This window comes from Polycladomyces abyssicola (assembly GCF_018326425.1).
Taxonomy (GTDB): domain Bacteria; phylum Bacillota; class Bacilli; order Thermoactinomycetales; family JIR-001; genus Polycladomyces; species Polycladomyces abyssicola.
Map to the genome: position 1 here is coordinate 1,281,298 of NZ_AP024601.1, position 25,260 is coordinate 1,306,557.

A 25,260-nucleotide genomic window follows, 5' to 3' on the forward strand; every position below is an offset into this window, starting at 1 on the left:
TATTCCCATATTTTTGCTTAGAAAGTAGGTTTATCAGACAATTTGCCTGTTTTCAAGGGGATGGTAAGTATTATTTTTTTTGTACTAGAGTTAAATAGTATGAATGTCCTGGGTTGATTTTTACCGAGTTGACAGATAGGATAAGAGTGCCGTCCTTTTCATTCGGAGGGCTCTTTTTACTTGGCGGAGATGGTGCGAAAAGGAGGGAACGACATGGACAAAATGAGCGATAGCGCTCGGTATTACGAGCGCTTTCAGGTAGAAGACGTTTTATCTTTTTTTTCCGGTCGCTTGGTACTGGCCAAATCGCGGTCAGGAACACAAGTGTTTTTGCAGGACATCACCATTGACAGACCCTTGCCGCCAGGATCGAAGGAAATGCTGCTCCAATTGCGGCACCCACATTTGGCTCCCATCTTGGACGTGATGGAGGAAAAAGGCCGAGTGGTGCTCGTCCATCCGCCGTTGGTAGGGGATCCCCTTCCACTGGTGGTGACGAAAGAGCAACCGATGTCCCCGATACAAGCAGTGCGCGTATTTGAACGGTTGCTCAAGACGAAGCGGGATTTGAATCGATTGCCCCTTCCCATTGATACCACGTTGGATCCGCGCAATGTGTGCATGGTGGAAGAACAACCGATGTTGTTGTTTTACGGTATCAAACGCTTCGGGAAAACACGAAAAGACGAGAAGTGGCGTTCCCTCTTGTATTTTTTGTTGACCGGAAATCAATGGCATCCCGAAATGAATGCGGCCGAGACGAGAGAAGCGTTGCGGAAAGTGCCCCGGCCAGTCCGCCAGTTGGCATTGGATTGTTTGGAAGGGACATGCTCGATGAGCGAAGCGATCAAACGTGCGCGACAATTTCTGCTGCAAGCGAAAATGAAAAAATCGTTCCACTACCGGCGACGTTTTTGGTACCCGGCGCTGACGGCGGCGATCATTGCGGTGGGGGGTCTGCTGGGAATACAGGTGGCTGATTCGAAGACCAACCCGACTCATATTTTCCAACAGTGGATGAACCGGAGTGAACGCGACCGTGACGTCTCATCTAATCACACAGGTACACAGATGGGAACAGCCAGTGCGACGCAATTCCGCCAACCGGATGTCGCAACCCGGGTGTCTGCGGTTCCGTTCACAGGAGAAAGCGAATCAGTGTATCGGTGGCCGCATCCCGTACAGGGCCCGACACATCTGACGGGTGAATTGCAACAAAAGGAGAACCAGCCCTTTACCATTACGCTGGCCCAAGCGGGTCAGGGTCAAATGTTCGGCGTACAGGTGGATGGTGAAGGCCGGATCAATCTGGTGATGGCCAAATCGGGCAAATCCTATACCCTTTCGCGATCCGATGAGGAATTTCGCGTGCTGCCCAATCGGACTTATTTATGGCATTTTTATTACATACCGGAAGAGCCCTTACGGTTTGCGATCGGGGAGAAAGGAAAAAGTGCCCAATGGCTGGCGGCCGGAGTCGTTCCGCCGGAATCGGTCTACGTGTTGACATTCCAGGGTGGGCAGGCCACGAAGTTGAGCAACGTGGAAACATCAACAGGCTCTGCGGCTAGAACCGCTGCCGGTGAGTGGATGCAGGGTCAACCGTGGGATTTGGTATATGGAAAAGGTGTCGTGGAACCCAAGCGGCTTCATTTGAACACGAACGTCCAAGTGAAATTGGGACGTGCGGGTGCGCTTTCTTTTCTTAGGCCAACCGGTTTTCGCGGCGATCCATTGCAGTTGGAGATGGACAATGCGGACGGTCATCGGTTCCGGTTTGTATTGACGCGCTCAGATCGGATGGTGTTGTACCGACTGGATGAGGAAATCAAGAAGGTGGCTGACAGTCCGTTGGGATGGAAGTGGCAAACGGATCAGGAAACGTCGGTGACCGTTTCAGGGGATTCCAATGTGCTAACCATCCGCGTGAAGCAATCCGGTCATGTAGGAACAATCGTATACACGCACGCAGTTCCCATTTCGTTGGAAGAGTTGGACTTGATCAATCATGATGCGATCGATTTATTGGTCTCGCCTTGAGCATGGTTTCACTATCGGGACCGTTTTCCCGTTTCGCTTTCATTGAAGGCGATCGAACGGGAAAGCGGTCCCGATTTCATATTCGGTGGTTGTGGAAACACCTGCCCCTTTCCACTACAATGAATGTGAATCCGATACCAAAGATGGATAACCAAACGGAGTGGTACCCCATGCGAACCCTGCGTGACCGATTGCGTACGTATCACGGCAGCAAAAGAGAAGAATCGTCCTCTGCGAACCGAACGTGCATCCCGGAGAAAGCACCATTGGGATTTGTGTGGCGGGAAAACGAACAAGGCCGCTATTTGTTTCGGCGCCGCGTTTTTTCATTGGAAAAACGGGTGGGTCCCTATCAGCTGGGCTCGCTGTCCGACGAGATGCTTTCGGAATTCGCCCGTTTGACGGATGGATCGGATCAGCCGGTGGAACCAGTGGAAATTCTGTTTTTCGACACGGAGACAACGGGTTTGGGGACGGGTGCCGGTACATACGTGTTTTTGTACGGGCTGGGGTATTATCGGGACGGCGCGTTTGTGGTGGAGCATTATTTTCTGCCGGATGTCTCACAGGAAAGGGCGCTGTTGCTGGATTTCGCCGAGGCGGTTCGGTCGTTTCGCGTGTTGGTCACCTATAACGGCAAAGGGTTTGACTGGGGGCTGGTGGAGACGCGGTACGATTTCCACCGGATGCCCCACCGTTCTTTTTTACCGGAATGGCGGCACTGGGATTTGCTATATCCTGCACGTCGCTTATGGCGTCATGGTCTGCCGGGTTGTCGTTTGAGCGAAGTGGAGGAGAAATGTTTGGCGATTCAACGTCATGATGATGTACCGGGGCGACTGGCTCCCGCTCTGTACTTCGATTATTTGCGCCATCATGATTTGACACTGTTGGACGGTGTGTTTCGTCATAATGAGCAGGATCTGATGACGCTGGTGGGGTTGCTGGCTCATCTGTGTCATCTCGTCCACGGCGAAGTGGAGGGATCCCCCGAAGAACGGCTGGCAATCGGACGTTGGTGGATCGATGCAGGAAAAGACACTGAAGCGGAAGCATGGTTGGTCCCGCTTTCCCGGGAAAGCGGATTGCCCCTTTCGTTACGCCGAGAAGCAAGACGGTTGTTGAGCGTGCTCTGGAAACGGGCCGATGCGTGGGAAACTGTGGTACCACATTGGAAGCGTTGGTTGGAGGACGATCCTTGGTCCGTCTTTTGTTGGATCGAACTGGCCAAATACTACGAACATCAGGCGCGGGACTTTGAGCAGGCGTTGCAGATGACACAGAAGGCGCTGGAAGTGCTTGGAGCGAAAAGGCTGATGGGGAGATCGTTTTCCCGGGAATGGCGGAATGAATGGGAGGACGCGCGCAAGCGGGAACGCAGATTATTAAAGAAATTGACGAATCGACACCATCATGTGGGTCAATTGGATTTGGGGATCTGAATCGAAACGGGACCAGGGTCCCGTTTTTTTATTGATTTTTATTGTCAAGCATTCTACGATTATGTATGGATTATAAATTATAAATATTTCATTTACAATAATTGTATTTTAGGGGGGAATGGGTTGTTTTCGGCTGATCCTTCACAAAAAAATTATCTCGCTCAGTTTTGCATTGAAGATGTGATCACGTTTTTCTCCGGCCAGCTGCTGATGGCCAGAACATTGGACGGCTCAAGGTATATTCTTCAGGAAATCGAGTTACGTCGCGCATTGCCCCCGGGGTTTGAAATGGTACTTCGTCACTTGGATCATCCCCATCTGCCAAAGATTGTTGATGTCTTGGAAGAGGCCGATTCGGTGGTGTTGGTCCATCCCCCGTTGACAGGCGAACCGCTGTCCCTGCTTGTAAATGAAAAAAACGTGATGCATCCGATGAAATCGTTAGAGATATTTAGAAAATTACTTCGGACCTTGCTCGATCTCAACCGGTTGCCGTTACCCCTGGGAACCACCTTGGATCCCCGCAATATCATCATGGATGGGGATCATCCCTATCTGTTGGTCATCCATTTCAAGCATTTCAGTGGATACCAAGAAGATGAACGGTGGCGAGAATTACTGTTTTTTCTGCTGACGGGAGAAAGACCGGACCGAAACAGGTTGGAAAAACAATGGGAACGTGTGCAGCATCGTATTCCTCCGGAGATGCAACCCCTGGTCAGGGATTGTTTTGATATGGATAAAGGGATATCGGAAATTTTATCCAAAGCATCAAAAATTCAGTGGAACAGAGCCCATGTGCAGAATAAACGCATCTCCAAGCGGGTGGTTTTCTCCACATCTATGGCCGCTCTTTTGGTTTTTGGCGCCATCGTGGGGTATCAGGTCGCCTCGCAAGCTTCTCTGCAGAAGAAACCGTTTGATCAGACCGTCATTGCACAACAGGGGCAGAATGTGGATTTGCCTTTTTCTGCCATGCGGTTTGACGGGAGCGGCTCGTTTCAACCCGTCACTTTCAAGGCGACTGACGGTGCATGGATCCGTTTTCACGTGAGTGTCCCGGAAAGTGGTTGGCCATTGGTCGTTCGGTTGGGCTCCACTCCGGATGCTCCGACCATTACGATTCAAAAAGAGGAGAAGCCGTTGATCTGGGAGGTGTGGGAGTCGGGCGAAACCGGAACCTATGAAGCACAGATGGAGATCCTGCTGCTTCCACGGCAGCCCGTTCGGTTTGTGCTGTCCGACCCGGAAGGGGGATGGAAGTGGATGGCAGCCGCCCCGTCCATTGATTCGGTTCCTACTGAAGTGAATTTGTCTGGAGGTGATGGGGTGAGCATAACGGAGGGTGTCGTTCGATCCTTGGCACGATCCGGGGATGTAGCTGCTTCCTGGAACGAAGGTCTTCCCTGGTCGTTGGTGCGAGGAGAAGCCCTAATCAAGGAAGGCAAGTGGACACTGGGGGCCGGCAGTGTGGCCACCGTTCGGACGGATGCGCCGATTTCGCTGACGTATCGTCCGCGCTCCGACAGGCAAGCGCAGTTGATCATGGAATGGGAGCTAAATCAGGGCGATCCGTTGCGTTTGTTGGTGAAGTCAGACGGGATGACACTGTTTCGTATGGGGCGGCAACCGGTACCGTTACGGAAGCAATCATTCAAACAAAGGTTGCGTCCGGGTCGTAATACAATTGTGTCCGTCTCCGTTGACCACGGGCTGATCGTTTATTTGCAACAGGGCAGAAATGCGGCGACACTGGTTCATCCGCTTCCAGCCGACCAACTGTCGTCTGCGAAAATCAGTGCGATGAGACAAACGGTGTTGACCCAAACACCACAGCCGCCATCCCGAGAAGTACAGAGGTGAGAACCAATGCAAAAACGGAATCGCTCCTTTCACGATTATGAGCGGGAGCCGGTACCCATCGCCGAGCGAAAAAGGTGGTTGACGCTCGCTTTTGTATGGATCGCCATTGGAATCGATTTGTCGGCGGTATTGTTGGGAACACAGTTGGGTGCCGGCATGACGTTGTGAATGCTGTATTGGCGGTGTTGGCGGGATCATTGTTGCTGGCCGTTCTCAGTTCGTTCACTGCGTACGTCGGGGCGGTCTCCGGCCTTTCCACAGCCATGATCTCCCGTTTCGTGTTCGGTGAGCACGGGGGAAACTGGTCGCCAGCGTTATCGGGATCTTGTTGTTTGGCTGGTTTGGGGTACAGGCGGGATTTTTTGGCGCATCTGCCCACACGCTCTTGTTGGAGGCGCTGGGGCTGTCCCCGACGGTATTGGCGATGGTGGGAGGATTGTTGATGACATCGACGGCCATGGTCGGATATCGTGCCATCGAGTGGTTGAACGTGTGGTCGGTACCATTGATGGTGGGAATTTTGGTCGGTGCGGTTGTGTGGGCATCGACCGGTCAACGCTCTCCGCTTTGTTGTCCGCCCCGCCGATCGGGACGGTGTTGACAATGGGGTTGGCCATATCGCTGGTGGCCAGTTCGTTCCTGGTGGGTACTGTGATCACGCCCGATGTGGCCCGTTGGGCCAAGACTCCGCGTGATGCCGTTTTGTCTTCTTTCTTCGGTTTTTTGTTCGGCACCAGTCTGATGCTGTTGATCGTGATCTTGTTAACCAATGCAACCAGTTCATCGAATATCCTGCACATTTTCGTTTCGATGGGTTTCGGGATCTCGGCGATCATCGTGTTGATCCTGGCGCAATGGACTACCAACCACAACAACCTGTACTCGGCAGCCCTTGGTTTCTCCGTCATTTTCAGCCGTGTACCCAAATATGTGCTGACGATCATCGCTGGTTTGATCGGGACGGTGTTGGCGTATCTGGACATTTTCAATCACTTCATTACGTTTCTGATTTATTTGACGGCGTTTATCGCCCCGATCGGCGGTATCTATCTGGCTGAATTTTTCCTGTTAAACCGCTCGCGATTCCAATTGGTCTTTATTCGTGAGGAGCACCTCCCAGGCTTCTATTGGCATGCGGTGTTGGTGTGGGGGATCGCTGCGTTCATCGGTCTGGCTACCTCCCCGGCGCCCAACGGATTGGGCTGGTTCAACCTGACCACCATCCCGTTGCTGGATTCGTTTTTGGCCGGATTTTTACTGCAATGGGTGTTGAGTAAGATTCGGGAAAAAGTGACCGCCGGTGCCTCCTCTACCGTGACCCCGGGGGAGTGATCTCGTCATGTATGGACTTTACCGGTAACATGATACCCCCTGAGCTATTCAGGGGGTTGTGTATGATTTCACGGCGTGTCCGGTTCTTCGGACAAGATGATTTGTTTTCCCAGCTCCATCAAGCCGACCGCCTCAAACACATTGACGCCAACCGTGTGGATGATCGGTTGGCCGTCTTTGTCAATGGCCACCAAAACCATACCTTCATAGTGTTCGCTCTCTTTGACGATGTACTCCAGGGCTTGTTGAAGCTGCTTCTTCATATCTTCTTCACGGCCCCGGATTACTTCAAAGATATTCTTGACACCGCCCATGTCGGTCGGCTCCCTCCGTCTTCTTTTCAATTCTCGCATCCTCCCGTCAAGGCATGTACGTATTATACCATAACGGGAAAAGATGGTTGAGACTGCTGACAAAGTGTTTCACCACTCGTGATTCCTGGTGCGCCGTGTTACCCTCTCTCCGGATCACTTGTGCTCAAAGGTCGCTCGTGGGAAAACGGCCGCCCTCTGTTAGGGTGGCGGGTCCGAATTTCCCGTCAAGTGTGGAGATGAAGCCGGAAATCGGATCCCGCGGACTTTGTCATCAATTTAGCAAGATGATGGGAAAACCTGTGACGGGCAGGTATGGATCATGTTGGGTAAAAGTAATCGGTTACACCGTGACGCCGATTCTTTGTTCAAACGCCTGTTGCAGTTTGCGTGTCACCAGTCCCGGTTGGCCCGTACCGACAGGGACTCCGTCCACCTCAACGACCGGTACGATTTCTTTGGTCGTACTGGTGATAAAGACTTCGTCTGCGGAACGGAGGTCTTCCAAAGAAAATGCCTCCTCACGAACGGGAATTCCTTCTTTTTCCGCCAATTTCAAGGTGACGGCACGTGTGATTCCGTGTAAAATGAGGTGGTTGGCGGGATGTGTCCACAAGGTGCCGTCCTTGACGATGAACACATTGGTGGCGCTGCCTTCCGTTACCGTCCCGTTCCGGTGCAGAATCGCTTCCTGCGCACCGGCGTCCACCGCAGCTTGTTTGGCCAGTACCGCCCCCAGCAGGTTGAGGCTTTTGATGTCGCAGCGTAACCAACGGATGTCTTCCTGCGTAATCGCGCGGATGCCGTTTTTCATCAGATCGGTGGGGCGTTGTGATTCAACGCCATAAGCCGTCAACACCGGTTCGCTTTTGGACGGAAACGCATGATCCCGGGGGGCGGCGCCGCGTGTGATCTGTACATAGAGGTATCCGTCTTTGAGTTGATTGGTTTCGATCAATTGAAGCAACAATTGTTCCGTCTTCTCGCGGGAGTACGGCAACGGCATACGGATTTCCCGTGCGCTTCGTTCCAGGCGGTCCAGATGTTCTCCCAGACAGAAGGGATGGCCGCCGTAAACACGGATCACTTCATACACACCGTCGCCGAATTGGTATCCGCGGTCTTCCACATCCACACGCGCCTCGTCGCGCGCGATCAACTGGTCGTTGAACAGAATGGTCATGCGTTTGGCCTCCTTGTCCCAGTCATTTGTCGGGGGAAATCATATTTCCCTTTTCTTTATCCACCATATACGTTTTAGTTTGCATGAAGTTGCGGCAGTTGACAACCTTTTCTCAAAAATCGAAACACCGGTGTTTTCCGATCTGACTGGGGAGGATAGGAAGAAAATCAAACCGGAAAATCCACGGTTATGACGGGTGAGCACTACTTAGGACATACAGGTGCGCATCATTCGCTCACAATCGGCCAAATGCAAATTTTACACAATATGTAGTAGTGGTATAATAAGCTTACACCTACATATTGCGGAATGAATGGTGCTTGCATCAATCAACTATGATGGAACGAAAGAAAAAAGCGGTCATGAGGAGGATTTTGGGGTGAAAATCAAACGATACTTTACCCGTCCGGGAGAAGATCCTTTCAACTCAGTAGAGTATGTGAAACGGGACTGCCGGATCACCAATCCTGATGGTTCGGTTGTCTTTGAGATGAAAGGGGCGGAAGTACCCAAAGCGTGGTCGCAGGTGGCGGCCGATATCATGATCTCGAAGTATTTCCGAAAAGCAGGCGTTCCGCAAAAGGACGAAAACGGAAATCCGATCTTGGATGAGAACGGGAATCCGGTAACCGGACCGGAAACGAGCGTCAAGCAGGTAGTTCACCGTCTGGCCGGTTGCTGGCGGGACTGGGGAGAGCGTTACGGTTATTTCGATACCGAAGAGGACGCGCAGGCGTTTTACGATGAATTGGTGTACATGATGCTGCATCAGATGGCTGCACCCAACTCGCCACAATGGTTTAACACGGGGCTGGCCTATGCCTATGGCATTAAGGGGAAACCACAGGGTCACTATTATGTCGACCCCGAAACGGAAGAACTGAAACAGGGGGAAGACGCCTACAGCCGTCCGCAGCCGCACGCCTGTTTTATCCAATCCGTCGAGGACGATCTGGTGAACGAAGGCGGCATCATGGACCTGTGGGTGCGTGAAGCCCGCCTGTTCAAATACGGAAGCGGAACGGGCACCAACTTTTCCAACATCCGCGGCAAGGGTGAACCACTCTCCGGCGGGGGCACCTCTTCGGGATTGCTGTCGTTTCTCAAAATCGGTGACCGAGCCGCCGGTGCGATCAAGTCCGGTGGAACGACCCGTCGGGCGGCCAAAATGGTCTGTCTGGACATCGACCACCCGGATGTGGAGGAGTTCATCAACTGGAAGTCCAATGAAGAGAAAAAAGTGCGTGCGTTGATCGCCGCCGGATACGATCCTTCCTTCAACGGCGAAGCGTATGAGACGGTATCCGGTCAAAACTCCAACAACTCGGTGCGCGTCCCGCACGAGTTTTTCAAAGCGCTGGAGGAAGACGGCGGCTGGGCGCTCAAATACCGTACCAACGGCAAAACAGCCAAAGTCGTCTCTGCCCGTGATTTGTGGCGGCAGATCGGACAAGCCGCATGGGAATGTGCTGACCCCGGTGTGCAATACGACGGTACGATCAACGAATGGCACACCTGTCCGGCCGGTATGGACGGCAAAGTGGGTGCACGTCACAACAGGATCAATGCATCCAACCCGTGCTCGGAGTACATGTTCCTCGACAATACGGCGTGTAACTTGGCGTCGCTCAACCTGATGAAGTTTTTCGATGCGGACACTCGCAAATTTGACATCCCGGCATTCAAACACGCGGTGCGCCTCTGGACGATCGTGCTGGAGATTTCGGTACTGATGGCGCAATATCCCTCCCGGGAAATCGCCAAGCTCTCCTATGAATACCGTACGCTGGGGCTGGGGTATGCCAACATCGGGACGTTGCTGATGGTCTCCGGCATTCCTTATGACTCCGAAGAGGCATTGGCGATCACCGGGGCGATCACGGCAATTATGACCGGAACCGCGTATGCCACCTCGGCTGAGATGGCCAAGGAGCTGGGACCGTTCAAAGCTTTTCCGATCAACCGGGAGCACATGTTGCGCGTGATCCGCAACCACAGGCGTGCGGCGTACAATGCTCCCGCGGAGGAATATGAAGGATTGACCATCAAACCGATGGGCATCCATCCGACCAAATGCCCGCCGGATCTGCTTCAGGCGGCGCGGGAAAGTTGGGACGAGGCGCTGAAGCTGGGTGAACAATACGGGTATCGGAACGCCCAGACCACCCTGCTTGCGCCGACAGGCACGATCGGTCTGTTGATGGATTGCGACACGACGGGAATTGAGCCGGATTTCGCCTTGGTGAAATTCAAGAAGCTGGCTGGCGGCGGGTACTTCAAAATCGCCAACCAATCGATCCGTCCGGCGCTGAAAAACCTGGGCTACACCGAGGAACAAATCGAGGATATCCTGCGCTACGTGATCGGAACGCTGACCCTGGACGGCGCTCCGCACATCAACCGCGAAACGCTGAAAGAAAAAGGGTTTACCGATGAGGATCTGCGGAAGGTGGAAGAAAAACTGCCCACCGTGTTTGAATTGCCGTATGCGTTCACGGTGTGGACTTTGGGTGAGGAAACACTGCAACGGCTCGGGTTCCAACCGGAACAGTACAATGCACCGGATTTCGATCTCCTGCGGGAACTCGGCTTCACCCGTGAGCAGATCGAGGAAGCCAACGACGTCATCTGCGGCATGATGACGATCGAGGGGGCACCGCACCTGAAAGAGGAGCACTACCCCGTATTTGATACAGCCAATAAGTGTGGTAAACACGGTACGCGGTTTATCCACTATATGGGCCACTTGCGGATGATGGCGGCCGCCCAGCCGTTCCTGAGCGGTGCGATTTCCAAAACGATCAACATGCCGGAATCGGCCACAGTGGAGGATATCTGTCATGCCTACCTGGAAGGGTGGAAATTGGGGCTGAAGGCAGTGGCGCTCTACCGTGACGGTTCGAAAAGCTCACAACCGCTCAACGCCCGGGGCGATAATCGGGAAAAAGAAGAAGAGCCGACGGAAGTGCCCGAAACGGCAGAAGCTTATGCTGCCGCTTCCCAGCTGCGGGAAGTGTTCGCGGACGGCCACGTCCCCAGCGTGCGGCGCCGCCTCCCGCGCAAACGGGATGGATTTACGCAGGAAGCACGCATTGCGGGTCAAAAGGTGTTTGTCCGTACCGGGGAATATCCGGACGGCTCGCTGGGTGAGATTTTTATCGACATGCACAAGGCAGGGAGCACGATGCGCGGCTTGTTGGACGCCTTCGCCGTGGCAGTCTCGCTCGGTCTGCAACATGGCGTCCCGTTGGAGAAGTACGTCAACTCCATGACGTTTACCCGCTTTGAACCGGCCGGTACGGTAGACCACCCCAACATCAAAATGGCTACATCCGTGATCGATTACGTATTCCGCTTGTTGGGTATGGAATACTTGGGCCGTACCGATTTCGTGCAAGTGCCGCCGAAAAAAGAAGAACTGCGCTGTTATGTCAACGAGCAAAAACGGAAACAACAGGCCGAAGCCAAAGAAGAAACCAGCTCCACCCGGGCATCGGCCGAAGTGGAACAGGGATATCGCGAAGTGACCGGGACGCAGGAACTCGGCAATAACCAGAACATCGAAGCGATCCGGGCCAGCAGCGGCGCACCGTTGTGTATTGAGTGCGGAGGCATGACCAAGCGGAATGGCTCTTGCTATGTCTGCCTCGACTGCGGCGCCACCACCGGCTGTTCCTGATCGTTTGCGGCCGTACCCCGTGAGGGTGCGGCCGCTGTTTTCATAGAAACGAGATCGTCTCCCACAGTTCCTGGGCGATCAGCTCATGTCCCCGTTCATTGGGGTGTACGGGGTTTCTGGTGATGAGGGGCACATAGTTCTCCAGCCGACCGGTTTGGTATCCATCAATGAACAGGGGTTCCATCCCCTGAAATAAGTCATAAATATTGACGACGGTGATGTTCCATAGTGTAGATACATCGGCAGTCACCTGATTGAGTACGGGCACCCAAGTGTTGGGCAATGCTGAATGGGGAAACGGATTGTAGAGGTTCAAGGCATAAACGGAAACGGGGGACAGCCTGCGGATTTGTTTGTACAGAAGATGCAGGTTGTTTCCGTAGGTGGAGATCACTTGATTGAACACATTGGGATTTCGGGTCAGCAGATATTTGACATGAGCCAATATGAGATCATTGCCTCCAATATACACCGTAATCAGTCGGGCATTCTGGATAGCCATACGGGTCGAGAGCCAAGTGGATGCCTGGAGCAAGTCCCCGCTTGTCCACCCTTTCTTGCTGATGGTATATAATTTGGCCGGCAGTCCTATGTGTTTCAACCGTTTGGTCAGCCGGTGTGCGTATCCTATTCGGCGGGGTGCATTGTACCCGGCAGTGATGGAGTCGCCCAATGCGGTGTAAACAAAATGTTGTGCCATCGCCTCCCCTCCCCGGAAACTTAAGGATAGTCGGTCGTTTCCTGTTATATGAATATGTCGAAACGGGAAGAAAAGGAAGGGCTTTCGTGGTATAATGGCAACAGTTTCAAGTCAGGAGAAGGGCGTGTACCAGATTGACCATCTATGCCATCAGCGATTTGCATTTATCGTTCAACAAACCGGTGACGTTGTACGGGATCGACCATGACCGTGACGTGACCAAGCCGATGGATGTGTTCGGCTGGGAACGCCACTACGACCGAATCCGAGATCAGTGGTTGGAAGTGGTAAAACCGGAGGATACGGTACTGATCCCGGGCGATATCAGTTGGGCGATGAAAATCGAAACGGCGAAAAACGATTTTGGCTGGATTGCCCAACTGCCGGGAAAAAAGGTTCTCTCTCCCGGCAACCACTGCTACTACGTTTCCAGCAAAAAAAAGGTACGCGAGGCGATGCCGGAGGGAATGTACTGGATCGATGCCGATTACACAGTGGTGGAAGGGTGTGTTGTGGCCGGCACGCGTGGTTGGACTTTGCCGGGGGACCATCGCTTTTGGGATGAAGAGCGGGATCGCTCTATCTATGAACGGCAGGTGGGGCGACTGCGGCTTGCATTGGAAGCGGCGGTAAAAGCGGAGCCTGACAAGCCGATCATCGTGATGCTCCACTACCCGCCGGTCACCAAACATGTCCGCAGCTCGGGTTTCTTTGATGTGATGAAGGAATTTGGCGTCTCCACCTGCGTGTACGGTCATCTGCACGGAAAAGCGGCCGAAGAAGCGGTACAGGGAGAATATGAAGGGATTGACTTGCAACTGGTTGCGTGCGATTATCTGGATTTCAGGCCGGTACAGGTGAGGGTGCCGGGGGTGGATCACAGGAACGAATAGGTCGCTGATCCATCGATATAGATTGGGTGTGCTTTTTTCCTCCCCATGGAAAAAGGCACACCCGTTTTTTTTGGTGAATGACCAGTTGATCATATGAGAGGTAACATTCGTTTAGACTCTACCATTCCGTTGATGGGGACATGGAAGCGTGAAACCGGATTCGCCGCTGACGCCACAAGAAATGGCGTTTTTTATTGTCAAATACCTGAGAACAGGAAGGGGATATTTGGCAGTGTCCAGAATACGTTACCAACCATGGTTTGATCAAAAGATGAGGTGTGAGGGATCATGCCTACTACCCAAAATCAGACAGAAAGGTGAGCATGTTGAGTTCACTGATGTTACCGAGACAACAGTGGTTGGAAAAGCTGTTTTATGCGATGATCGCGTTCGCCTTATTGGGCCCCACGTTGCGAGTTCCTCTTATTCCAGGGTTTAAGTTGACGTTTTTCCGCGTCGCTTTCTTTGCCTTGGCGGTGGCGTTGATCCTGCGCTGGGTCAACGACAAAAGGATCGAAGCCTCCCATATGTACCGCATTCGATGGTACTGGGCGTTTTTCGCCTTTTGGGTTGCCTATGCTGCCATTTCCCTCACTTGGGTGATCGACCTTGGAAGAGGGATCAAGTATCTCACGTTCCTGTTGATGATGACGCTTCTCTGTTTGTCGTTTCCTTTCTTCGCCAATACGGAGAAGCAGTTCTGGCAGACGATGCGCACGCTGTTTTGGGTGTTTTTCGCCATCGTGGCCTTTGGTCTTTTTGAATCGATCACCTTTTTCCATTTGCCGTCTTCCCGTTATTGGTTGGACGATGCACCCAACATCACCTCCGTATTTAGAAACCAGAACGACCTGGCCACGGCGATTACGCTGGCCCTGCCGTTTCTCGGGACATCGCTGTACATGTTCAAGGCAAACCGCCGCACCAAGGTACTGGCGTATATCACCGTGATTGTCGCCTCGTATTGCCTCTTGGCGACCGGTTCACGCTCCAACACGATGTTAGCCCTGCCGCTCATCCTGTTGGTGTGGGCTGTCTCGTTGCCGTTCACAGTGGACCGGGAGAAGCTGAAGAAAAATTTCCTGCGGGGGTTGAGTGTTTTCCTCTCCATCGTTCTGATCGTCGGGCTGTTGAACGTCAGCTTGCTTTCCGGTGGAAAGAACAGCTCGCGGGCCAAATTGGCCAGCACGTTCGGCATCTTCCTTGACTTGAAAGGGGATTGGAAAGTCCCGACCGATGAGGAAGGTGTCTCAGAAGGGGAAGGAACGGGCGGAACCAGTATCACCGTGCGTCAAACCCTCTTGTTGTACGGGCTGAAGTATCTGCAGGAAAGCAATTATATGGGCGTCGGGGCCGGCAATGTGGAAGCTCACAATGAAACCAAGTTGGGTAAAGGCATCAATACAGTCAACATCCATAACTGGTGGGCAGAGGTGTCTGTCAACTTCGGTGTGCTGATTTTCGTCATGTACATGGCGCTGTATTTCGGCCTGTTACATTGGTTGTGGCGATTGGCCAGTATGAAACGTTCTCCCCACGTATCACCGCTCATCCGCTGGGGGGCACTGTCCAGCTTATTGTCTCTGACCGGCTTCTTGATCGGCGGAGTTGCACCGAGTACCTGCATCCACTTCACGCCGATGTGGATTTCCTACGGGGTGGCGTTGGCTGTGGTCGTGCTTGGTGAACAGTACGGAAAAAGACAGAAAAGGTGCCGAAGGCATCTACCGTCGACAGGTGAATGAATGGTGTCATGATCGACTGGCTCCGAAACACCCGGAATTCCTTCGTCACTCTCCAAAGTATTTGGTCCTCGAGGTGTAAGGACTACACAGGTCACATTGGAGTGACAGCCCCCGAGAAGGAAATCTGTCCCATGTTGGAGGGGATGAAGCAATGAACCGCCGTCTGTACACATGGGAAGGGGGACCAGACAGGAAACAGCTGATGAAATTCGCTAAGCGGTTGGAAAAGATCATATTAACCCAGGTGTGGTTTGGTGTTTTGCTGAAGATAATCGCTAAAGCGCATGCCGCGAGCAAAAACGGATACCCCCCGCAGAAATTGGGATGAAAATACTATTAACAGACTGATGAGGAGTTGAATGAAAACCGTGGGATAATCGTCTCTCGGTTTTTTCTTGTGTCATCGTTGTTGTAAGAGTACAATCTCCTTTTTGATTGCTTTGTAGGAGTCTCTGTAAGGAAAATAGTCTTATGGCATTCTTTGTATATTGACGTAGGGATGACAGGTTATTACAATCACATTTGTAAATGATTATTATTCTCATTTACAAGGTGATGAATATGATGAAGTCAATGGTGATGGCGGCACAAAAGGATGCAATCGGTGGTAATGGAAGACCGTTTGTCGGTGTGAGGGAAATGGTATTTCAAAGTCTGGTGACGTTGATGCGCGTTTTGTTTGGTGTAGCGTGGTTTCTTGCAGGTGTCACCAAAATTGTGGAAAAGAAGTGGTTCAGCCAACCAGGTGTATTTTTGAAAGGGTATTTGACAGAGTCTCTGACGAAACCAAACGTTCCTGAATTTTATAAATATTTCATCCAGCATGTAGCTTTGAAACACGTCATGTTCTTCAACTATACGATTCCGGTCGTGCAAATGGTGGTAGGGCTGTTTCTCATTCTCGGACTTCTGATTGTACCCTCCGTGCTGATTTGTCTGTTCATGCACGTGAACTTCATCTTGTCCGGGAACATGAATCTCATCAGTCTGATTTTATACACCAGCGCATTCGGCATTTTGCTTTGTTTGGATCGCGTATATGTGTTGAGCTGGGATCGTAATCTCGGATTGGAAAATCTGTGGGTGAGAAAACGGAGAAAGCGGAGTATGCGTGGGAATATCTCGATTGTTCAGGGAAGCTGATTTGACCAATCAATATTGATGTGAAGATTAGAAGACTGAAAATGTGTTTTTCATACGTTTCCCATTTCTCGAGTAAAACTCGAAATGATACAATAAAATCAGGATCCCCCGTACATAGGTAGGGGGATTTTTGTGTTTATTCAACCGATGCTTGCACATCAATCCGATCGCCTTTTGACAGTGACCGATACATTGATGAAAATTTCCTGAACTAAATCTGGCGCCGGTGCAGGATCCCTGAATTCCCCCGTATTAGTCTGAATGGAAGAAGGAGCGTCCTGCGACGAAGTTTTTCACTCATGAAGGACTTTTTCTTTTACAGTACTCTATTGTACCATGAATAAGAGAACGTACATGGGCAATCAACCCATACCAAGTAGAGGAGTGAACCTTCACATGAAAACGACTGATTTATGTGATCAATTTCCTGACCGAGTCCATGTTTGCGAGATTTTTTTTCAATCTTTCGGCAAGAGAAAAATGTTCAGCGGGGAAATCTATACGGTGAGGGTTTTTGAAGATAATGTCCTAGTCAAACAAGCTCTCGAAACCATTCCAGCGGGTTCCGTTCTCGTTGTGGACGGCGGCGGCTCCAAGAAATGTGCACTCTTGGGGGACAGGTTGGCGGGAATCGCGGTGAACAGGGGACTTTCCGGAATTATTGTCCATGGATGTATTCGGGATTCGGCAGACATCGCGCAATTGGATATTGGTGTGCTCGCGCTTGGAACCAATCCGCGAAAAAGCCGCAAAGAGGGAAAGGGAGAAACGAACATTCCCGTTTCTTTTGCTGGAGTCGATTGGGAACCAGGTCATTATGTGTATGTCGACGAAGACGGGGTCATCGTGGCAAGCGAACAGTTGGTACTTGGAGAATGAGGCCTTGGGGGATCGATGTTTGAGCCCTTTCATGGTTCACTACGTAAAAACCTCCACTATCTTGTGGGTATGATTACACCCCAATAAGGGAAGGGATTCATTCACCTTCGTGTCTATGGGCAGGTATATGAGTCTAACCCACGAGGATCAATCCTTATGAAAGTATTTAAACAACTTGTCAAAGAACCTAATTTCGTCACCATATCATTCGAGAGAAAGCGGAGGTGATCCAAGCACTGTATACCTTTTTCGCTTAAGAAAAAGAACCCCCTTCTAAACACGGGGGTACAGCTTAATCTCAAATTGCCCCTGTTTTCTCCACTCTTTTTTCCGTAGATATGTCGCTTTCTCAAGAACCGACTTGAGAAGGCGATTTTTCTTTTCTATATCCTCCGTGTCATGGTACGAATGCGGGGGACAAATTCGTTTCAGTGTTTTTCCCGCTCAATTGCCATGTGTACATTTCACGGTTCCCGACAGGAAACCATGGACGGAAACGTCCACCTTACCGGAGAATTAGAAGCATGAAAAGCACTGGAAACCGCCGCCGAAACAACTGCCGCCGAAACAACTGCCGCCGAAACAACTGCCGCCGAAACAACTGCCGCCGAAACAACCGCCGCCGAAACAACTGCCGCCGAAACAACTGCCGCCGAAACAACCGCCGCCGAAACAACCGCCGCCGAAACAACCACCGCCGAAACAACCACCGCCGAAACAACCACCGCATCGGAACCCACCGCACCGGAAACAGCCACCGCATCGTTGAGCCAGAGTAGCATCGTACTGGCCATGATATTCCCAAGGCGTCACCTCACCCTGCTTGAACTCGTCAACACTCAACTTTTGGATTTCTTTTTTGAAATCATCCATTGTAACAACCTCCGTGTAGGTTTTGACAGGCCGTATCCAGGACTAACAAAAGAGCATAACGAAGATCATCAACTGTACAACGAGTGAATCCACCATCCGTCAATCGAATATCCCACTCTCGACTTAATTTTTATGAAACAGATCATCTATGTTGCAGGTCCAAATAATTTTATTGGGCATTGGTAAAACCTGTCAACACGCAACATACACCGTAGATGGATGAACAGCGATGATTCTGGAGCATTTAGCGCATTGGTATTTAATCATACTACTCCGCATTGTTCGCGGACCTCCTGATCAAAAACAAATAGAAAAAATAAAGAGCACCTTTTAGAAAAAAGGTGCTCATATGATTGTTATTGCTGCTTATTGTTAGCGGATTGTTGATTTTGACGACGAACTTCTTGAACGTTAGTTTCGCTTGCAAATTCAGTCCCAAAATTTTGGGGAGCGCTCCCTGTCAATCCATAACCCTGAATGGCTTGGCTAGCACCGAGAGAAGATTGAAGTTGTTGAACAATTTGCTGAATCTGGTTCAATTGTTGGGCGGCATTTTGCTCACGTTGATCAAAATTGTTCACGGTGCTCCCTTGTTGAAACTGACTAGCATTTTGCAGTTCAGTTTGTTCTAACTGTTGAGCAATTTGTCTGATTTGTTGTAATGCTTGCTGTGCCTGTTGGGCCGCTATGTCAATGCGACGATATGGCACTTTTACTCACTCCTAACGTTGTTTTAAGCTTTTGGCCACGTTAATTTTGTGTATTTATCGCCCTCGATTATCGCGACCGCGCAGTCCCAAGAGTCCAAGCAGACCGGCCAAACCAATCCATCCCCAGTCACGATCGTTATCTTGCGTACCTGCGGCAGTCCGCTGGATGTTGTTCATCATACCACGGTTATTGTTGTCATTTACTTGAACAACTTGACCAGCCATTTCCGCCGAAACATGAGGAACCTGAAAAGCAAAGGCGGTCAGCATTACGGCTGTCACAATCAAAGCAAAGAACTTTTGCATGGTGATACCTTCCTTTCGGTTATGTTTGTCTTTAGATTCCCCCCCCTTGATGTTTTTCATACAGAAAATTTCTATGGCTGTTTTAAATTGTGATTTGAGGTTTTATTTTTTGTTTGATCTGACATAATAATCGCATGTGATATATAATTCCCTCCTTAAAGTGGTCAAAGAAAGACCCGGTAAAGATGCTTACCGGGCCTTTTTTTGTCAGACTGGTTCTGTTTGCTTCACTTGAAGTGGGGGCAAAACGAGCCACCCTTTATCTTTGTTCATCTTTAAGAGTTGGCCAGCATACTGGGCCTTCTTCATGTGAAAAGCACCAAAAATGGCTGCGATGACTTCCCGGGTTCATTGCCAATACTGCTGCCCGCAGCTATGCTATTGCTGTCACCGAGACCGCTACGCCTGCACTTCGCCAGGTGTTGACCAAACAATTGATGGCCGCTGTTAAATGGCATGGGATGATTTATTACTACATGTATAAAAGAAGCTTGTATCCGTCCTATGATTTAAACCAACTTCTTGCAGGGGATGTTCGTAACGCAACACGCGCTCTGGACATGCAATATTAATGGACATGATCTAAATGTAACGCTTGCACTTAGATAATGGGAATATCTTCTCTTGATAAAAACATGAAATAAAAAGATCCGGTCAAGTCGCCTGCCGGATCATTTTATTTCCAAACTACAGAAAGAGGAGCAGGGGAGTTCGCCCCGATTGCGCTTTTTCACCGGAGGAAAAACCGCCTTGGCCGTAAACGTAAATGATTCCACTGGTTTTTCCGGTACGTCAACACAACTTTTCCGGTCTTTGTCGCGTTTGGGTTGATCGGTTTAAGAAAGAACCCAAGCTCATCGCCACCGTTTCTGTTAACCTACGTGTCTACCTGTGGGTCTGCTTCATATTCCGCACTTTCCTGATCTTTCAGTTTGGTAAGCGGGTGTCCATCGTGATCTGATGCCAAGAAAATTTTTAAGAATGGGTTAAACAGCTCACAATCGAGTGCTAATATATTAACATGTAAGTACAATTAAATTTTCTAGTCACCAAGGAGGTTCCTATGTCTATCAGCGTCATTGGAGAGCTGCTTCGCTACCGGGCACGGTTGTCTCCGGATGTGGAGGCTGTGGTGTCGCCGACGAAACGGTTAACGTACCGGGAATATAATGAGCTTGTGAACAAGTTGGCTCATTACATGTTGCAGTTACAGGTACAAAAAGGGGATCGTATTGCGCTTATTTGCAAAAACAGTCATCATTTTCCGATCATCTATATGGCTGCGGCTAAAATCGGTGCCGTGACGGTACCGATCAACTGGCGGCTCAAAACGGATGGCATTCGTTACATATTGGAAGACTGTACTCCCAAAATCCTGTTTTACGACGGAGAATTTGATGAGGTCACTCCTTTGTTGGGCACGCTCCCTTTCATTCAGCAGGAAATTCGCTTGGACATGGAAGAAGACGCCTTGGAGGAGTTGGTTGGAGAATACCCCGATGAAGAACCACAGGTGGAAGTGATCGGGGAAGATCCCGCTCTGATTATCTATACTTCCGGAACCACCGGTCGCCCCAAAGGGGTCGTATGTACCCACACCAATATGTTTGCAGGCAGCATCGCCAACACGACTACATTGGATTGGCGGTACCGGGATCGGTTTTTGGTAGTCACCCCCTTATTCCACATCAGTGGCATGGTGATTCCCATCTGTGCCCTGGTTCGTGGTCTTACGCTGGTCGTGAGCGACCAATTCCATCCCGTGAAGATTTGGGATCTCCTTCATACTGAGAAGATCAACATCATGTTTTCCGTACCGTCGATGCTGAACTACATGTATGAGTCATTGAAGCATCAGGATGTGGATGTGCCTTCTCTTCGCATGATTATCTGCGGCGGTTCCAAGGTGCCGGCGAATTTGATCCGGGGGATGTACGACTTCGGGTACCAGGTGATACAGGTGTACGGTGCGACGGAGTTTGCGGGAGCCGCCACCTTTTGGCTGCCGGAATATGGTCTGGAGACATGCGAATCGGCGGGAAAAGCTGTATATCTGACGGAGATGAAAATCGTCGATCCCACCACGGGCGAATCATTGCCTCCGGGTGAAATCGGAGAAGTGGTTTGCCGGGGGCCATTGATGTTCGCGGGGTATTGGAATATGGAGGAAGCCACCCAAGAAGTGATTCGAAATGGTTGGTACCATACGCGGGACGTGGGCTGGATGGATGAGACCGGTTTATTGTACGTGGTCGACCGGCTGCGGGACATGATCATCTACAACGGAGAAAATGTGTTCCCGGCACAAGTGGAATCGGTCATCAATCAGTTGGAAGAAGTGGCCGAGTCCGCTGTGGTCGGTGTCGCACATCCGGTGTGGGGTGAGCTTGTCCGGGCTTATGTGGTTCGGAAAGAAGGAAGAACGGTCACCGAAGAGGAGATCATCACCCATGCCCGCCGGTATTTGCCCGATCACAACCTGCATGAAGTTGTCTTTGTGGAGGAACTTCCGAAAAACAGCATGGGCAAAGTGATGAAGCACGTGCTTCGTGAACATGCCAATCAACAAAAGCAGGCACTGCCCCTGTAACGGAGGGTATGATCCCATATCGTCGCGGTCACAAGCTCTGGACACGACATATGATCGAGATATATTAAACAATCCGACTGTCGGATACCTTATCTTGAGGCTCCTATTGAAAATCAAACCGATTCGTAAATTCAAACCAACTCACAGGGTTGGTAAGGCTGTTGACAAAGTAGGTCAACAGCTTTTTTTTGTTCAATTGAAATGGAAAACATTTCAAAAAGCCCCGCGGCGTGCTCTTGGTGCTTCAGCCGTGGGGCAAATCACAAACGCTGAAGCCGGTTCCTGTGGGGGAACCGGCTTATTTGGAGATTTAGGCTTTATTTTCTGTACTATGGGTTAAAACCATTTCATTATTGATCTCGGTTTCGATGCGGGAGACCTTAGAAGACTCAGCCATGCGCCAGTAGACGATGAAGCTCACAGCAATACTGGCAGCCACGTAGTAGTAGAAGAGTGACTCGTGGCCAATGCTCTTGCACCATAACGCGATAAACTCCGCCGTCCCGCCAAACACCGCAACGGTGACTCCGTAAGGGAAGCCGACGCCAAGGGCACGAACTTCTGTTGGAAAGAGCTCGGCTTTCACGATCGCATTAATCGAAGTGTAACCTGTGACAATGATGAGACCCACCATCATGAGCAAGAAAGCACCGATCGGGTTCTTCGTCTGTTCCATGATCAGGAACAGTGGTACCGTCAGCAACGTTCCAAGAATACCGAAACCAATCAATAGCGGGCGCCGTCCAATCCGGTCGGACAGCATGCCGGCGAGTGGTTGAAGTACAGCGAATACCAGCAGGGCAAAAAAGTTGATCCAGCTGACGACCTCCTTGGGGAGTCCCACAGTATTCACCATGAACTTCTGTAAGTATGTTGTGTAGGTATAGAAGGCGACGGTTCCGCCGAGCGTAAGTCCGACGACTGTCAGTACCGCCTTGGGGTGCTTCATCAGAGCTCGAATCGTCCCGGCGCTAGCCCGGCTTTCAGGACCCATCTTTGAGAACTGCTCTGATTCGTCCATCGTTCGGCGCAGCCACAATACGGCCAATGCCCCCATTGCTCCGATAACGAAGGGAATGCGCCAACCCCAGGACTTCATATCGGGTTCGCTGAGTATTTGTTGGAGGATGATCTGAACACCCATTGCCACCAGCTGTCCGGCAATAAGTGTGACGTACTGGAAGCTCGAGTAGAAGCCCCGGCGGCCGCTGCTGGCCATCTCGGACAGGTACGTTGCTGAGGTTCCATATTCTCCACCTAGCGACAACCCTTGAAGAAGTCGTGCAAGTACCAGAATAATAGGAGCCAATACGCCAATGGTGTCATAACCAGGTGTGCAGGCAATAATCAGAGAACCACCGGCCATAACGGAGATGGAAAGCGTCAGCGCGGCACGGCGGCCATGACGATCGGCGTATCGGCCCAGCAAAAGGCTCCCTATCGGGCGCATCAGGAAGCCCACGGCGAAGATCGCCGCTGTGTCAAGCAGCTGGCTTGTCGGGTCACCCTTGGGGAAGAACTCGGCTGAGAAATACACCGCGAAAGCAGTGTAGACGTACCAGTCGTACCATTCGATCAGATTTCCAACCGAACCTCTGAAGATGTTGCCTGTGATGCGTCGCGTCTTTGAACGATCAGATCGCGTCATTGTTCAATCCTCCTCTATACGCACTAGTGTCGACGCTTCTTCATTGCCCTCGTCAAAACTCAGATGCTTTGATAACTGCCAGTAGCCTTATTGACGACGAATAGTTTAGGATTGATAGTTAAATTATTCTGCTGAATATGTTTAGAAAAATTTTTATAAAAATAAAATTCGTTGAATAAAATAGGGATCCGTTCCTATCACTTTCACCTTAGTAGACATTACATTTCAAAGATATCTGAATCCTCGGCGAACATCAAGGTCTTGTTTTTACTGGCAGATACCCGATCACCATTGGGTTTCAATACAGACCTACAGCAAAATTGTCACCGTTTTCCCTACTTCTTCCGCCAACCGGCCGTCCTGAATCAATCGGGCGGCCGTTTCGATGTCACGATGGCCCTCCCGGTCTTCCACCAACGGTGGAATGTGTTGCCTCAGCAATCGGTATGCAGCCCATGTTCCTTTCCCCAGACGATGTTTTGCAAACTCCAGCGCCTGCCCCGCACAGACGTACTCGACGGCCAGCACACGGGTCACGTTGTCCAAGATTTGATGTAGTTTACGGGCGGCTGTGGCTCCCATACTGACGTGATCCTCCTGATTGGCCGAGGAGGGGATGGAGTCGACCGATGCCGGATGGCAGAGACCCTTGTTTTCGGAGACGAGAGAGGCGGCCACGTATTGCAGGATCATGTAACCGGAATGCAGACCGCTTTGGTTGGTTAAAAAGGCGGGCAATCCGGACAGTTGCGGGTTGACCATCCGTTCGGTGCGTCGCTCCGAGATATTGGCCAGCTCTGCCATGGCGATGGCGAGAAAATCGGCCGCCAATGCCAGCGGTTGACCGTGAAAGTTGCCCCCGGAGACGGCTTCCCCCGTTTTCGGAAAGAGGAGGGGGTTATCAGTTGCAGCGTTCAATTCACGGGATACCACGCCTTCCACATAGTGGTAGGCGTCTTTGGATGCACCGTGGACTTGCGGCATACACCGCAGGCTGTAAGCGTCCTGTACCCGTATTTCGTCCGGTTGCGTTACTTGGGCGCTGTCCGTCAACAGGGCGCGCAGATTGGTAGCGGTGGTGATTTGCCCGATTTGCCCCCGTACTTCGTGCAGGAGCGGATGAAAGGCGTGTGGGATTCCACGCAGGGCCTCTACCGTCATCGCCCCGACGATGTCGGCGGCCAAGATCAACTGTTTCGCTCGCAACAGTCCGAGGGCGAGCAGGCTCGTCATCATCTGTGTACCGTTGATTAACGCCAGTCCTTCCTTGGCTGCCAACCGCAGCGGAGACCGTCCCTGTGTGCGCCAGACCGCTTCAGCCGGTTCTCGTTTGCCGTTCACCCACACTTCCCCGTATCCGAGCAAGGGCAGGATCATATGTGCGAGGGGGGTCAAGTCGCCGCTGGCACCGAGTGAACCTTGTGCGGGTACGACGGGATGAAGGCCGAGATTTAACCACTCGATCAAGCATTTCACCACGTTGGGACGGACTCCGGAGTATCCCTTGGCCAGAGCGTTGGCCCGAAGGAGCATCATGCCCCGCACCGCTTCCTCCGACAGCGGTTCACCGACGCCGCACGCATGGGAACGGATGAGGTTGAGTTGCAGCAGTTCGGATTGTTCTGGTGCGATCACCGTGTCGCACAACTTGCCGAATCCTGTCGTGATACCGTAGACGGTTCGGTTTTCCCCGATCAGTCGATCCACCATCTCGCGGGAAAGGCGCATACACTGGATCGCTTCATCGCTCAGGGTGACAGGTGCACGGTGAAGCACGATTTTTGCAAACGTTTCCAATGTCAAATGTTCACCGTCCAGTTCGATCATTCGATTCATGTTAACACGTCACTCCTTTATCAAAGAAAAGCCGACCCGGAGGAGAGGGGATGGAACATAACCATCCCTCCTTTCCAACCAAGGTCG

Annotated in this window: 24 protein-coding genes; 16 read left to right on the forward strand and 8 right to left on the reverse strand. The window is 51.3% G+C overall.

Annotation, left to right across the window (positions count from 1 at the left end):
- Window positions 1-213 precede the first annotated feature (213 nt).
- The 7 genes from KI215_RS06385 to KI215_RS15895 all read left to right on the forward strand — a co-directional run bounded on the left by KI215_RS06385 (window position 214) and on the right by KI215_RS15895 (window position 6,677).
- Window positions 214-2,040 carry a serine/threonine-protein kinase gene (locus KI215_RS06385; protein WP_212774715.1) on the forward strand — a complete coding sequence of 609 codons (1,827 nt, stop codon included), beginning with the start codon at window positions 214-216 and terminating at the stop codon, window positions 2,038-2,040.
- A gap of 170 nt (window positions 2,041-2,210) precedes the next feature.
- Window positions 2,211-3,482, forward strand: a complete 1,272-nt coding sequence (locus KI215_RS06390) for a ribonuclease H-like domain-containing protein (RefSeq protein ID WP_212774716.1) — start codon at window positions 2,211-2,213, stop codon at window positions 3,480-3,482.
- A 123-nt stretch (window positions 3,483-3,605) separates the two neighbouring features.
- The gene (locus tag KI215_RS06395; RefSeq protein ID WP_212774717.1) at window positions 3,606-5,345 is read left to right on the forward strand and encodes a serine/threonine-protein kinase; all 1,740 of its coding nucleotides are present in this window, start codon (window positions 3,606-3,608) and stop codon (window positions 5,343-5,345) included.
- Between the two features lie 6 nt (window positions 5,346-5,351).
- Window positions 5,352-5,513: a hypothetical protein gene (locus tag KI215_RS15880; protein ID WP_246512219.1), complete on the forward strand. Its 162-nt coding sequence runs from the start codon at window positions 5,352-5,354 to the stop codon at window positions 5,511-5,513.
- Window positions 5,441-5,788 (forward strand): cytosine permease, encoded by a 348-nt coding sequence (locus KI215_RS15885; protein ID WP_246512220.1) that lies wholly within the window; start codon window positions 5,441-5,443, stop codon window positions 5,786-5,788. Before KI215_RS15880 ends, KI215_RS15885 begins: the two co-directional genes overlap by 73 nt.
- Window positions 5,674-5,946 carry a hypothetical protein gene (locus KI215_RS15890; protein WP_246512319.1) on the forward strand — a complete coding sequence of 91 codons (273 nt, stop codon included), beginning with the start codon at window positions 5,674-5,676 and terminating at the stop codon, window positions 5,944-5,946. Before KI215_RS15885 ends, KI215_RS15890 begins: the two co-directional genes overlap by 115 nt.
- The gene (locus KI215_RS15895; protein ID WP_246512221.1) at window positions 5,883-6,677 is read left to right on the forward strand and encodes a cytosine permease; all 795 of its coding nucleotides are present in this window, start codon (window positions 5,883-5,885) and stop codon (window positions 6,675-6,677) included. The genes KI215_RS15890 and KI215_RS15895 overlap by 64 nt, the downstream gene beginning before the upstream one ends.
- 68 nt (window positions 6,678-6,745) lie before the next feature.
- Here the strand turns inward: KI215_RS15895 and KI215_RS06405 are convergent, their stop codons facing one another.
- Both KI215_RS06405 and dat read right to left on the reverse strand, forming a co-directional pair.
- Window positions 6,746-7,021 carry a hypothetical protein gene (locus KI215_RS06405; RefSeq protein WP_212774718.1) on the reverse strand — a complete coding sequence of 92 codons (276 nt, stop codon included), beginning with the start codon at window positions 7,019-7,021 and terminating at the stop codon, window positions 6,746-6,748.
- Window positions 7,022-7,331: 310 nt separating this feature from the next.
- A complete protein-coding gene (gene dat, locus KI215_RS06410) occupies window positions 7,332-8,171 on the reverse strand; it encodes a D-amino-acid transaminase (RefSeq protein ID WP_212774719.1) in 840 nt (279 codons plus the stop codon).
- Window positions 8,172-8,484: 313 nt separating this feature from the next.
- Between dat and KI215_RS06415 the strand changes: the two genes are divergently transcribed.
- Window positions 8,485-11,850, forward strand: a complete 3,366-nt coding sequence (locus tag KI215_RS06415; RefSeq protein WP_212774720.1) for a vitamin B12-dependent ribonucleotide reductase — start codon at window positions 8,485-8,487, stop codon at window positions 11,848-11,850.
- 40 nt (window positions 11,851-11,890) lie between these two features.
- Here the strand turns inward: KI215_RS06415 and KI215_RS06420 are convergent, their stop codons facing one another.
- On the reverse strand, window positions 11,891-12,550 hold the full coding sequence (locus tag KI215_RS06420) for a GDSL-type esterase/lipase family protein (RefSeq protein WP_212774721.1): 660 nt from the start codon (window positions 12,548-12,550) through the stop codon (window positions 11,891-11,893).
- Between the two features lie 134 nt (window positions 12,551-12,684).
- On the opposite strand from KI215_RS06420, the gene KI215_RS06425 reads away from it, so the two are divergent.
- From KI215_RS06425 to rraA, 5 genes are all read left to right on the forward strand, one after another.
- Window positions 12,685-13,443: a metallophosphoesterase gene (locus tag KI215_RS06425; RefSeq protein WP_212774722.1), complete on the forward strand. Its 759-nt coding sequence runs from the start codon at window positions 12,685-12,687 to the stop codon at window positions 13,441-13,443.
- Between the two features lie 338 nt (window positions 13,444-13,781).
- A complete protein-coding gene (locus KI215_RS06430) occupies window positions 13,782-15,188 on the forward strand; it encodes an O-antigen ligase family protein (protein ID WP_212774723.1) in 1,407 nt (468 codons plus the stop codon).
- A 151-nt stretch (window positions 15,189-15,339) separates the two neighbouring features.
- A complete protein-coding gene (locus KI215_RS06435; RefSeq protein WP_212774724.1) occupies window positions 15,340-15,516 on the forward strand; it encodes a hypothetical protein in 177 nt (58 codons plus the stop codon).
- A gap of 236 nt (window positions 15,517-15,752) precedes the next feature.
- The gene (locus tag KI215_RS06440) at window positions 15,753-16,331 is read left to right on the forward strand and encodes a DoxX family membrane protein (RefSeq protein WP_246512223.1); all 579 of its coding nucleotides are present in this window, start codon (window positions 15,753-15,755) and stop codon (window positions 16,329-16,331) included.
- 396 nt (window positions 16,332-16,727) lie between these two features.
- A complete protein-coding gene (rraA, locus tag KI215_RS06445) occupies window positions 16,728-17,210 on the forward strand; it encodes a ribonuclease E activity regulator RraA (RefSeq protein WP_212774725.1) in 483 nt (160 codons plus the stop codon).
- A gap of 464 nt (window positions 17,211-17,674) precedes the next feature.
- Here rraA and KI215_RS06450 read toward each other — a convergent pair whose 3' ends face one another.
- From KI215_RS06450 to KI215_RS06460, 3 genes are all read right to left on the reverse strand, one after another.
- A complete protein-coding gene (locus KI215_RS06450; RefSeq protein ID WP_212774726.1) occupies window positions 17,675-18,004 on the reverse strand; it encodes a hypothetical protein in 330 nt (109 codons plus the stop codon).
- 435 nt (window positions 18,005-18,439) lie between these two features.
- Window positions 18,440-18,793, reverse strand: a complete 354-nt coding sequence (locus KI215_RS15900; protein ID WP_246512224.1) for a gamma-type small acid-soluble spore protein — start codon at window positions 18,791-18,793, stop codon at window positions 18,440-18,442.
- A 54-nt stretch (window positions 18,794-18,847) separates the two neighbouring features.
- Entirely contained in the window at window positions 18,848-19,159 is a 312-nt protein-coding gene (locus tag KI215_RS06460; RefSeq protein ID WP_246512225.1) for a WGxxGxxG family protein, read from the reverse strand.
- A gap of 290 nt (window positions 19,160-19,449) precedes the next feature.
- Here KI215_RS06460 and KI215_RS06465 point away from each other — a divergent pair, with 290 nt between their 5' ends.
- The 3 genes from KI215_RS06465 to KI215_RS06475 all read left to right on the forward strand — a co-directional run bounded on the left by KI215_RS06465 (window position 19,450) and on the right by KI215_RS06475 (window position 22,029).
- On the forward strand, window positions 19,450-19,671 hold the full coding sequence (locus tag KI215_RS06465; protein WP_212775094.1) for a spore coat protein: 222 nt from the start codon (window positions 19,450-19,452) through the stop codon (window positions 19,669-19,671).
- 491 nt (window positions 19,672-20,162) lie between these two features.
- Window positions 20,163-21,689, forward strand: a complete 1,527-nt coding sequence (locus KI215_RS06470) for a long-chain-fatty-acid--CoA ligase (protein ID WP_246512226.1) — start codon at window positions 20,163-20,165, stop codon at window positions 21,687-21,689.
- 106 nt (window positions 21,690-21,795) lie between these two features.
- Window positions 21,796-22,029 carry a hypothetical protein gene (locus tag KI215_RS06475; protein WP_212774727.1) on the forward strand — a complete coding sequence of 78 codons (234 nt, stop codon included), beginning with the start codon at window positions 21,796-21,798 and terminating at the stop codon, window positions 22,027-22,029.
- Here the strand turns inward: KI215_RS06475 and KI215_RS06480 are convergent.
- Both KI215_RS06480 and hutH read right to left on the reverse strand, forming a co-directional pair.
- Window positions 22,000-23,337: an MFS transporter gene (locus KI215_RS06480; RefSeq protein WP_212774728.1), complete on the reverse strand. Its 1,338-nt coding sequence runs from the start codon at window positions 23,335-23,337 to the stop codon at window positions 22,000-22,002. The two genes, KI215_RS06475 and KI215_RS06480, sit on opposite strands and share 30 nt — an antisense overlap.
- Window positions 23,338-23,646: 309 nt before the next feature.
- Window positions 23,647-25,164: a histidine ammonia-lyase gene (gene hutH / locus KI215_RS06485; RefSeq protein WP_420830182.1), complete on the reverse strand. Its 1,518-nt coding sequence runs from the start codon at window positions 25,162-25,164 to the stop codon at window positions 23,647-23,649.
- Window positions 25,165-25,260: the final 96 nt, after the last annotated feature.